At 43.9% G+C, this 13444-nt stretch carries 2 protein-coding genes and 1 CRISPR repeat array; both genes read right to left on the bottom strand.

Features of this window, described 5'->3' with window-relative positions; translation table 11 throughout:
- Window positions 1-4: 4 nt before the first annotated feature.
- Window positions 5-11862: a CRISPR direct-repeat array (repeat unit 30 nt; unit sequence ATTTCAATTCCACTACGGTACGATTGAGGC).
- A 212-nt stretch (window positions 11863-12074) separates the two neighbouring features.
- Window positions 12075-12338: a CRISPR-associated endonuclease Cas2 gene (gene cas2, locus AC1XUF_RS25440; RefSeq protein ID WP_483344671.1), complete on the bottom strand. Its 264-nt coding sequence runs from the start codon at window positions 12336-12338 to the stop codon at window positions 12075-12077.
- Window positions 12339-12426: 88 nt separating this feature from the next.
- Window positions 12427-13431, bottom strand: coding sequence for a type I-B CRISPR-associated endonuclease Cas1b (cas1b, locus tag AC1XUF_RS25435; RefSeq protein WP_483344670.1), 1005 nt, complete (start codon window positions 13429-13431; stop codon window positions 12427-12429).
- Between the last annotated feature and the right edge of the window lie 13 nt (window positions 13432-13444).

Below are 13444 nucleotides of genomic sequence, written 5' to 3'. Positions count from 1 at the left end.
TTGCATTTCAATTCCACTACGGTACGATTGAGGCTATCATTAAGTTCATGCAAGCTGCTGGCCCTGCTGTATTTCAATTCCACTACGGTACGATTAAGGCATTCGAAGATACACCATTCCAAAACGTTTGTTCCATATTTCAATTCCACTACGGTACGATTGAGGCATTGCAGCAGGAATTGCGCCAATATCGCTCATGCGAATTTCAATTCCACTACGGTACGATTGAGGCAAATCGAAAGGAATGACACCGGCCCTGGCTTGCTTATTTCAATTCCACTACGGTACGATTGAGGCTCCGCCAGGATCTTACTTACCCCGTTTCCGTGGAATATTTCAATTCCACTACGGTACGATTGAGGCGTTGGGTAGGGGTTGCAATTCTTGCAATGGTTTTATATTTCAATTCCACTACGGTACGATTGAGGCCAGAGATTTGCAGAGTAAGGCGTTAGAGGAGATTTCATTTCAATTCCACTACGGTACGATTGAGGCATATACCGCTCTTCACTATCGCCAACCCGCTTGATGCATTTCAATTCCACTACGGTACGATTGAGGCATCTGCGACTCAATCTTAGTGTTATGCTTTTTGTTCATTTCAATTCCACTACGGTACGATTGAGGCTTGCTTCGCCAGCGCGGGCAGCACCCAGGGTGCGAAGGATTATTTCAATTCCACTACGGTACGATTGAGGCTCTCGATTCCAGTATGTTTTTGCCTTTTGCTTTTGTATTTCAATTCCACTACGGTACGATTGAGGCTTCTGGCCTTTTCTGTGCAAACGCGCATTCGCTTGCATTTCAATTCCACTACGGTACGATTGAGGCACATAATTGTTTGTTCGTCGGTCTTTGCGTTGCCTTATTTCAATTCCACTACGGTACGATTGAGGCACGCAAAAAACCGGTGGATGATGACGAGGACGAAGAATTTCAATTCCACTACGGTACGATTGAGGCTAATGTAATCGCAATATCACAAAGCATTATTATTGATTTCAATTCCACTACGGTGCGATTGAGGCAAGCTGTCGATGTGGATCACGAAAAAACTAGATTCGATTTCAATTCCACTACGGTACGATTGAGGCGGCCATTGCAGCCAAAAGGACGCGCTCAAACATATAGATTTCAATTCCACTACGGTACGATTGAGGCTTGTAAACCATGCAGAAGGTAGCACTATCTCACAAAATTTCAATTCCACTACGGTACGATTGAGGCATTAACTATCAAACTCAGATTCAAAATGGAACTACCATTTCAATTCCACTACGGTACGATTGAGGCTTCATTGTCTGCTTCGATCGTGAAGGCCTCGACGTATTTCAATTCCACTACGGTACGATTGAGGCCGTATTCGTCAATGGGTATTTAGTTGGCGACATAAAATTTCAATTCCACTACGGTACGATTGAGGCTAATGCTAGGAAAAACCTGCCTATCTTACTTTGTGAAATTTCAATTCCACTACGGTACGATTGAGGCTGGTGTTCCTGCTTGGCATGGTTTAGGTCTGGTCTTATTTCAATTCCACTACGGTACGATTGAGGCCCCGTCTTGCCTGCCTTAACCTTAGCCACAAACGCAATTTCAATTCCACTACGGTACGATTGAGGCGTAAGAATTTATATTACCTGGTTAGTTGGTCCTCTTATTTCAATTCCACTACGGTACGATTGAGGCTTCTCCACCCACACCACAATCGATTTTGATATCTTCATTTCAATTCCACTACGGTACGATTGAGGCTTTCTTTACCTGATTCATAAACGTCTGCCGTAATAATTTCAATTCCACTACGGTACGATTGAGGCATAATCTGAAGCACCGAAATTCTTCAGGCCGCTAGTATTTCAATTCCACTACGGTACGATTGAGGCACCCTAACGGGAATCTTATCAGTCAGGACGAAGACGTATTTCAATTCCACTACGGTACGATTGAGGCAATCTAAGCCTGCCCCGGAGGAAGAGGAGGACGACGAATTTCAATTCCACTACGGTACGATTGAGGCAACCCGCGACGGTAAAATCCAGTTTGCCACGGACATATTTCAATTCCACTACGGTACGATTGAGGCTTTCAGAAATGGTAATTACATCTATATTATTTATTTATTTCAATTCCACTACGGTACGATTGAGGCTTACTTACCGAATAGACACTAACCCAAGGCCCGTAGATTTCAATTCCACTACGGTACGATTGAGGCTTCGCCCCGAGTTGAGCAGGATTGTAATTCATAACATATTTCAATTCCACTACGGTACGATTGAGGCTTGAGTCTAAAATTCCGAAAGTTTTCATGTTCATTTATTTCAATTCCACTACGGTACGATTGAGGCGTCATTTCCGCATGCTTGTATGTGCTCTTACGGCATATTTCAATTCCACTACGGTAAGATTGAGGCACGGCATTGATTAATAGAGCGTTACGGGTCGATTTATTTCAATTCCACTACGGTACGATTGAGGCGTAAGGGAAACGAAAACAACTAAACATCTCACAAAAATTTCAATTCCACTACGGTACGATTGAGGCTGGTATCGATTTGTTCCGGTTGTCGGAGGTCATTTCATTTCAATTCCACTACGGTACGATTGAGGCGTTGGCATCATCGTAGTATTTGTTTAAGGTGAACATATTTCAATTCCACTACGGTACGATTGAGGCTAACTGCTTACGGCAACGTGAGCGGTGTTTTATGGCATTTCAATTCCACTACGGTACGATTGAGGCCCTTTGTCGGCATCCGCACTGGTAAGGGTAAGCGTATTTCAATTCCACTACGGTACGATTGAGGCTCTTGTTCGTCTTCCGTCCGATATTTGATGTACAGCATTTCAATTCCACTACGGTACGATTGAGGCCGCCGCTGGGCGATATAAAACAGGCTGCCACGTATATTTCAATTCCACTACGGTTCGATTGAGGCAAGCACTTAGATGTTATAGAACTAGTTAGGATGCCATTTCAATTCCACTACGGTACGATTGAGGCCGTAGTCGGCCGCCTCGCTGATCGCGGTTTTTGCGCCATTTCAATTCCACTACGGTACGATTGAGGCATTCAGAACTTAGTTACAGTCAGGCCCTGGTAGCCCATTTCAATTCCACTACGGTACGATTGAGGCCGTGACGCGGCCCACTTTTCCGTCGTCGTAAACGCTATTTCAATTCCACTACGGTACGATTGAGGCAACTTTCTGCGACCTTTGCCAGCGGCTTTAAATCATATTTCAATTCCACTACGGTACGATTGAGGCCCTCCGAAATGAGACGATTGTTGGCGAATGATTTTTATTTCAATTCCACTACGGTACGATTGAGGCTAGTGTAAATCAAAAGGTCTACGGTTCCTTCCCACAATTTCAATTCCACTACGGTACGATTGAGGCGCCCCCAGTTTCATGTAGTGGTCACGGTCGCTATCGGATTTCAATTCCACTACGGTACGATTGAGGCTGGAAAAGACCGGCGCGGCCAGAAACGCGCTGCTCGATTTCAATTCCACTACGGTACGATTGAGGCGATGTCAGTCATGGGTAACAGGGACATCAAAGACGCATTTCAATTCCACTACGGTACGATTGAGGCGACGATCACCGATATGGTGGCCGCACACTACGACAATTTCAATTCCACTACGGTACGATTGAGGCTGTTGCACCAACAAAACCAAATGTTGCGCCAACAATATTTCAATTCCACTACGGTACGATTGAGGCAATCTATACAGGTGGGGAATCTAGGACATTTACGATATTTCAATTCCACTACGGTACGATTGAGGCGGAAATCCCGAACCCAGTCGGATAGTCCGCATGTGTATTTCAATTCCACTACGGTACGATTGAGGCTCAGCCCGTCAGCTGTACGCATGTTTTTATTCCTTTATTTCAATTCCACTACGGTACGATTGAGGCCCAGACAACCAGGCGATAAAGCAAAAAATATCTCTCCATTTCAATTCCACTACGGTACGATTGAGGCATACCTGCGAGAAGGTGAAGCCGCACCCGCATTTATATTTCAATTCCACTACGGTACGATTGAGGCGATACCATAATGAGCCATGAATACCTTGATCTTTTATTTCAATTCCACTACGGTACGATTGAGGCAATTGTGATGGATACTGCCGGCACTTCCTCCTTCATATTTCAATTCCACTACGGTACGATTGAGGCCCCCTTTTACATATTCCATTTTTGCCATCCACTTGCATTTCAATTCCACTACGGTACGATTGAGGCGCTGTCCGGATCCCGTTCCATGCCACCTTTTGCATTATTTCAATTCCACTACGGTACGATTGAGGCGGCGTTTGAAATAACTCATAATGGCGTCAGCGTAACATTTCAATTCCACTACGGTACGATTGAGGCCATACCATAGTTTGCCGCTGTCAAAGTCGGGACGCATTTCAATTCCACTACGGTACGATTGAGGCTACACATGCCAAAAGCATCTGCCCGGATCTGGTTAAATTTCAATTCCACTACGGTACGATTGAGGCAATAATCTCCCTCCCAACCTTCATTTAAGACCTCATATTTCAATTCCACTACGGTACGATTGAGGCTTCTTCTCCTTAATCCTGAAATAGTCCGGCATTCGAATTTCAATTCCACTACGGTACGATTGAGGCAAAACTGACATCCATACTGGTTCTAATATATTCAATTTCAATTCCACTACGGTACGATTGAGGCCCGGATCTTTGAAGCGGTGATGCAGATATCCGTAACATTTCAATTCCACTACGGTACGATTGAGGCCTGTCGTGGCCGGGGCGGGTTCTAACTAATAAACTATTTCAATTCCACTACGGTACGATTGAGGCATCTATAATAAATATTCCCAAATTAGAATAGTGCAAATTTCAATTCCACTACGGTACGATTGAGGCAGTACATACCACCAAGCTTTGTGCAGTGTTCGAAAATTTCAATTCCACTACGGTACGATTGAGGCTCCTGGGCGAATTGTTTAATCAGTTCAACGGCCTTATTTCAATTCCACTACGGTACGATTGAGGCGCAAAAGCGCAGTGCGCCCGTACCGTTCTTCACTTAAATTTCAATTCCACTACGGTACGATTGAGGCTAGATAGTGCCAAAAAATGAGCATTTTTGCTCAATATATTTCAATTCCACTACGGTACGATTGAGGCAAAGGGCTTTCGCTTCCATGGGCATGTTTATTATTAGATTTCAATTCCACTACGGTACGATTGAGGCTACAAATTTCGGGACTAGATGAGCATCTATCCTACCAATTTCAATTCCACTACGGTACGATTGAGGCTAAATAAGGAATACATAAAATTCAGTCCGATTGGATATTTCAATTCCACTACGGTACGATTGAGGCCCTTTTCCCGGATCGGGAAGATGGATATGACATCGCATTTCAATTCCACTACGGTACGATTGAGGCATCCTTGTCGAAGGAACGGGACGTTGCCGTGTTCCATTTCAATTCCACTACGGTACGATTGAGGCTGATGAGAGTGAAATGATCTGGGCCAAGAGTTCAATATTTCAATTCCACTACGGTACGATTGAGGCAAATTACAGTACCGTTATGCCAGCGCGCTTACTTCAATTTCAATTCCACTACGGTACGATTGAGGCTAAAGCTTTCCGGGGCCAATTGCACCGGCAGTAGCGATTTCAATTCCACTACGGTACGATTGAGGCCGGATCGACCAGGCGAAAACAGCCTTACGTATATTCTATTTCAATTCCACTACGGTACGATTGAGGCCCTGGCCACCTTGCTGCATGGCCTGACCGGTCTTACATTTCAATTCCACTACGGTACGATTGAGGCTATTTCCCAGGGTGTTCAGCAGGTCGTCCCGGAAGTATTTCAATTCCACTACGGTACGATTGAGGCGGCTGGATTGATTTTGGATATAAGAAGAAAAGACTTATTTCAATTCCACTACGGTACGATTGAGGCTCAAAATCGTCCAGGTACTTCTTGGTGTACTTTCCATATTTCAATTCCACTACGGTACGATTGAGGCAAAATTCAGATCTGCGCCACGTCCGGCAATCTGCTTTATTTCAATTCCACTACGGTACGATTGAGGCGCCGTTTATTTACACCGGCCGGCAGATAATCCTAATAATTTCAATTCCACTACGGTACGATTGAGGCGCCACATGCGAGATGCATACATTACCGTTCACGGCCATTTCAATTCCACTACGGTACGATTGAGGCGGTTGTTGGGTTACCGACCCTTTGCCCGATATGGATAATTTCAATTCCACTACGGTACGATTGAGGCGAAAGGCGAATCCCGAGAACACACCTTGGTACCCTCATTTCAATTCCACTACGGTACGATTGAGGCAAATTCAAAAAGAGTACAAGATTAAAAGCAGGTTTTATTTCAATTCCACTACGGTACGATTGAGGCGATCAACAGTTTCTTGGATTTCCTTCACTTCCTTTTATTTCAATTCCACTACGGTACGATTGAGGCTTTTCAGCTTCTTCCACGGTTTGTTCAATACTAAAAATTTCAATTCCACTACGGTACGATTGAGGCATTATCTGAACCGGTTGAGAGACTTCACCGATCATTTATTTCAATTCCACTACGGTACGATTGAGGCTGCTTCCCGGCGGCATCAACCTCGTTTAGCTTTTTAAATTTCAATTCCACTACGGTACGATTGAGGCCAAATACTGCCCTCTCTCTTCACGATACGAATACTTATTTCAATTCCACTACGGTACGATTGAGGCTTTGTGTTTCTCTGTATCTGATTGGTGATGTAAAATATTTCAATTCCACTACGGTACGATTGAGGCTTTTTCTAAAATAACCGAACTGATTTCCGTATTCTTATTTCAATTCCACTACGGTACGATTGAGGCTGGGTATTTCATAAAATTAGAGTTTTTAAGACCGCATTTCAATTCCACTACGGTACGATTGAGGCGCGTCGATTTTCGCATCATGGATCGCTTTAAAGCTATTTCAATTCCACTACGGTACGATTGAGGCATGCGGACGGCAGGCGTTATAGGCTTATGACTATGATATTTCAATTCCACTACGGTACGATTGAGGCATCAAGAAATCAATGCTTTGCTGCTGATTGTCGAAAATTTCAATTCCACTACGGTACGATTGAGGCTGTCTTTTCAATTAGCGCACGTAATTACCAAGAAAATATTTCAATTCCACTACGGTACGATTGAGGCCGGGTTTTCCTTCAATAGCTTTTCCAATTCCTTATTATTTCAATTCCACTACGGTACGATTGAGGCATTGCTGCCGTCACTAATGTGCTCTTATATTACATCCATTTCAATTCCACTACGGTACGATTGAGGCTGCAAAATACATCTATGCTCAATCATCTTTCTACGAATTTCAATTCCACTACGGTACGATTGAGGCTATATTTTTTGACTGGATACCAACAGTCCATCAAAATTTCAATTCCACTACGGTACGATTGAGGCTCAGATGGATTTCCTTTTGTCGGACACTGACCTGTATTTCAATTCCACTACGGTACGATTGAGGCCCGACGCGGTAAGCGGTAAGATCGCCGAAATCCTTAAATTTCAATTCCACTACGGTACGATTGAGGCACCGCCACAGCGATTTTCTCTTTGCAGGATGCGATATTTCAATTCCACTACGGTACGATTGAGGCGGTCGGCAGGACTGCCAAGGGAGCCAAGATTGTCGGATTTCAATTCCACTACGGTACGATTGAGGCAACCGAAGACGAGCGCTTTATCGACCGACCACATTTATTTCAATTCCACTACGGTACGATTGAGGCGTGTATCACCTGCTTTATATCCGGTTCCTTTGTTGGATTTCAATTCCACTACGGTACGATTGAGGCGACAGGGCTTCGATAGGATGATTACTAAATCCCCGGATTTCAATTCCACTACGGTACGATTGAGGCCGATATACTCGGGGGTGCTGCAACTGAATCTTGACTATTTCAATTCCACTACGGTACGATTGAGGCCAGTGATTCGTCCAGGTAATTCTCGTTACTGATGCTATTTCAATTCCACTACGGTACGATTGAGGCTAAAAAGGTCAAAGTGACTAACGGGGCCTTGACATATTTCAATTCCACTACGGTACGATTGAGGCTCTGTATAAGACGACGGCAAACGTCGGCGATATTGATTTCAATTCCACTACGGTACGATTGAGGCGATTGGCAGGACTGCCAAGGGAGCAAAGATTACGGGATTTCAATTCCACTACGGTACGATTGAGGCTTGTCCAACCTCAACCAAATCAGCGATTCTCTTTGATATTTCAATTCCACTACGGTACGATTGAGGCGGAAAAATCTCCAGTACTAACGCAGAGTTGAATTTATTTCAATTCCACTACGGTACGATTGAGGCGAAATAGATAATATTAGTTCTGAGGATGAAAAGTAATTTCAATTCCACTACGGTACGATTGAGGCCTGGCCAGTTCGGCGCGGGCCATGAACCTACGTAAGGATTTCAATTCCACTACGGTACGATTGAGGCCCACTTCGGCGGTATAAGCCGCCACACCATCACCTTATTTCAATTCCACTACGGTACGATTGAGGCTTTCGTACGATATCGCGGACGAGAATGTACATTAACATTTCAATTCCACTACGGTACGATTGAGGCTCGCGTAAGCTAAACGAGCAATCAACTTCTTTTGTCCCATTTCAATTCCACTACGGTACGATTGAGGCATTCCGTCGATGAGGGCTAACACTTCCGTCTCCAATATTTCAATTCCACTACGGTACGATTGAGGCTGTTTACTTCGCGGACGAGGTCGAAAGGAGATTGCGAATTTCAATTCCACTACGGTACGATTGAGGCATTGTTTGCCTTTGTTCCACAATAGCACCGCGTAGCATATTTCAATTCCACTACGGTACGATTGAGGCAGCGTGATCATTTCTCGAAAGGTTTGGCGTTATCAAATTTCAATTCCACTACGGTACGATTGAGGCTTTCGGAGTGGCGGGAAATAAACATTATAGAACAAATTTCAATTCCACTACGGTACGATTGAGGCCAGCAGCGAATTGCAGTAGTCCAGCCTGAATTTATAAATTTCAATTCCACTACGGTACGATTGAGGCCGATTAAAGAATTAAAAGCAAGCCAAACAAGTAAAAATTTCAATTCCACTACGGTACGATTGAGGCTTTCTATTTTCCAGGCCCCAGATTTTGTGTCCCAATATTTCAATTCCACTACGGTACGATTGAGGCCGCTTCGAGAGATGCTTTTTAATCACTTGTCTTCAAATTTCAATTCCACTACGGTACGATTGAGGCAACCGGCACCTCCGGCAAAAAAGAAGGTTTCACTTTTATTTCAATTCCACTACGGTACGATTGAGGCTTTACGAACACTTCCGGTACAACTGCCGGTATTATGCATTTCAATTCCACTACGGTACGATTGAGGCGATCATACCGGAAGGCATCCCCAGCGTGCCCGTAATATTTCAATTCCACTACGGTACGATTGAGGCCGGTTTAACTACAACCAATTCGCGTGTTTTGTTAGCATTTCAATTCCACTACGGTACGATTGAGGCGACGCGAACAGATCCACGGCGTTTGGATGCATTATACATTTCAATTCCACTACGGTACGATTGAGGCCGGGCTGGGGCTTTTCAGAAAGCCGACCTGGTTACTAATTTCAATTCCACTACGGTACGATTGAGGCATCAAGTGGCCCAGCTCCGAAAGCCTGGGTGCTTTAAATTTCAATTCCACTACGGTACGATTGAGGCTCCGTTTTGGCCAGGTTTGCCAGGCGCTGCAACTCCTATTTCAATTCCACTACGGTACGATTGAGGCTGCTGAAAATGTGTAGACATTTATTTCCTCTATATCATTTCAATTCCACTACGGTACGATTGAGGCTATCTTAGGATTGAGCATATAAGTTTCTTCCCTCACCATTTCAATTCCACTACGGTACGATTGAGGCACGGATCGGCAAACTTGAGATCATCGGGAAACATATTTCAATTCCACTACGGTACGATTGAGGCCATTACTGGCGCAAATTCACAATTACCCCCTATTTATTTCAATTCCACTACGGTACGATTGAGGCAAATAGGGGATCTTCGACCGTTGTTACTGCGTCACCCATTTCAATTCCACTACGGTACGATTGAGGCAGTCGCTAACACGATTCTATTCTCGTAGTAATACCATTTCAATTCCACTACGGTACGATTGAGGCGAAAAATGGGCTATTGAGTGTAAAAGGATATTGGCATTTCAATTCCACTACGGTACGATTGAGGCTTACCCATTCTTGTCGGCCTTTACTATTTTCGTACTATTTCAATTCCACTACGGTACGATTGAGGCTTTCTTGTAAGGCTCGGATGCCTTTACGGCTTCCTCATTTCAATTCCACTACGGTACGATTGAGGCTCTTATAGGGATAACCGATCAGCAAACAACATGCTTATTTCAATTCCACTACGGTACGATTGAGGCGGTAGTGGAACCCTCTACAATCACAACTCCAAAATGCATTTCAATTCCACTACGGTACGATTGAGGCCCTCCTTCAAAGTTTCCCCCGGTTGCAGCTTGAAATATTTCAATTCCACTACGGTACGATTGAGGCCCGTTCGTGTGGCAGTCGAAAGCAATACCGTAACGATATTTCAATTCCACTACGGTACGATTGAGGCTAACCAATAGGCGCGCTACTAAAAAACATCACAAATATTTCAATTCCACTACGGTACGATTGAGGCCAGGTGTGACAATCCGAGTAGTCTTCACATTCTCGTCATTTCAATTCCACTACGGTACGATTGAGGCTTGAAGCTGCCGAAAAGGCCAGGAAAGAGGCAGAATATTTCAATTCCACTACGGTACGATTGAGGCTCTTTGACCCTACGCCAGAAGAAGCCGCAATAGCGCAATTTCAATTCCACTACGGTACGATTGAGGCGGGCACTTTCTCGCTTTTTGATGTTTCATGGGATTTATTTCAATTCCACTACGGTACGATTGAGGCTTCGTAAAAGCACAACCCACCCATTTTTGTCTGCTTATTTCAATTCCACTACGGTACGATTGAGGCCAAGAAGTTAATGAGAGTTCGAAATGTCAGTTTGGAATTTCAATTCCACTACGGTACGATTGAGGCTCCTGTATTCCATCAGTGATGGTTCAGGATAGCTGCATTTCAATTCCACTACGGTACGATTGAGGCTAAATCTGATATTTTCTCAATAATACCGCTGCTAAAATTTCAATTCCACTACGGTACGATTGAGGCATTATCCGGGTCGGTGGGAAACGTCGCCTTTCATGTATTTCAATTCCACTACGGTACGATTGAGGCAGACTGATGAATCTACGGCGGTCGTTAGCAAGTCATATTTCAATTCCACTACGGTACGATTGAGGCAGTACTTCCATGCACTACACGGAATACGCGTTCCTTATTTCAATTCCACTACGGTACGATTGAGGCAGGGCGGGCATTGTAAAGTATCTTTTCATTGTATATTTCAATTCCACTACGGTACGATTGAGGCTTTAATACCAGTTGCTAAAATAATAGAAGAAATTTATTTCAATTCCACTACGGTACGATTGAGGCAAAAGTCACCCGGGTCGTGCTGCTGGCGGTGACAGCATTTCAATTCCACTACGGTACGATTGAGGCTCAAAAGCAATCAAAAACGGAACCAAAGCCTGAAAAATTTCAATTCCACTACGGTACGATTGAGGCTAAAATCGAATTTTACTTTCATAACGGATGTTTACTATTTCAATTCCACTACGGTACGATTGAGGCCCGTCGCAAAAACGGGCTTGATTTGCAATAAACGAACATTTTCAATTTAAAAGCAAACAAAAAAATCGTCGATGTCGGATTGTAAGATTTTACCGGAACATCGACGACTGCTTATAATCAGCATGTTAAGAGGCCACTACGGTTATTCACATTATTTCAGGACGTCAATGAACATATTGAAAAACAACTTCGACGACTTTATCTCTTGTTTGTCACAGAAAATTGTCCGTTGACATCCGCTCCAGTCCGATCACTTCTTTGTCCAGCCAGCGTTCCTCCCGACCCTTGAAAATGATCAGACTATCTACGTCCTCATCCATGATTTTCCGCGCATGTTGTATCATTTCCCTTAATTTCACTTCTGTAATCTCTCCTTCAAAAACCGAATTCTGTATCCAGTTCAGATATTTCCGGCAATGCTTCAGCATCTTCCCTACCCGCTTCTCTCCAATGTCATAAACCAAAATAACATACATAACGCAGCACTTTAAAATAACGCAGTTACAACAAGAACGAATCGCAAAAAAGCGGGTTGCAGGCAGCAGGAAGCCGACTGTCCTAAGTTCACCACATCATCCTGAACGGCTTATAATCTTCAATTCCCAAAAGGTGCTTTTGCAGCTTATAACATTCGAGCTTTACTAGGTGCTTATAGCTAACGTTCCTCCCTAAACTCCGATGCTTAAACGTTTCCTTTAACCGTTCCTCAAACGTCTTTACAAAAGTTTTGCGCGCACCCTCTTTCAGTACGCATCTGTTCAATTCCTGCCGAAAGTCTGATGCTTGGATCTGACGCTTGTTTAGCATGCTGAATATGGTTCGATCAACAAGCAAAGGCTTGAAAATCTCTGCCAGGTCCAACGCGAGCGAGAAGCGCCGCGCTCCCGGTTCATGCAAGAAACTGATTGTTGGATTAAGCTGTGTATGATAGATCTGGTCCAGGCAAACGGTGTAGCAAAGCATATTGCCAAATGATATCAATGCGTTGATTTCATTTTTGGGAGGTTGTTTACTCCGACCACCCATCTCAAAATCGTTGATAATCACATCAAAGGAATCATAATAAGCCTGACGGATATTGCCTTCGATACCCATCAATTCATTGATCTTGATAGCTTGGGCGATCAACGTATGATAACTGTCAATTCTGGCCATTGAAATACTTACGTCCTTGCCCCGGTTGGCATAGTAAGCCAGATTCTTGGAAATATTGAATGATGCCCCTTCTACCAGCTTACAGGCAATGACCTGCCTCTTTTTCTCGGAAAGGTAGTGGCGTGTCTGCTCTACCTGCATTTTACCGGCCAGCAAATATTCTTTCGGCATAAACGACCCCGTATAGTGCTCATAGTAATCGAAAAAGTGAACTGCCACCTGGTTCTTTCCCAGAAAATTGTAAAGCGCACTATTCGCATCCAGACTTCCGAAGCAATAAAGATTTTCAACAGTCTCTATGGGCAGATACCGTGGCTGCAGATCATGACCATCCTCATCAACCGGTTGAAAACAAAGCGTATTGTCCTTGCGCGACAAACGGCCTGGATTAAACAAATAAAATGATTTCTTCATAAACCGCTGTGTT

It is taken from the genome of Dyadobacter sp. HNCC25DJ185 (assembly GCF_056895195.1).
The sequence above is the reverse complement of the archived record's forward strand: the minus strand, read 5'-3'. Positions and strand labels throughout refer to the sequence as shown.

Bases quoted from the DNA above. Each gene is read 5' to 3' on its own strand.
- cas2 (WP_483344671.1), bottom strand. From the start codon at position 12,338: ATGTATGTTATTTTGGTTTATGACATTGGAGAGAAGCGGGTAGGGAAG.
- cas1b (WP_483344670.1), bottom strand. From the start codon at position 13,431: ATGAAGAAATCATTTTATTTGTTTAATCCAGGCCGTTTGTCGCGCAAG.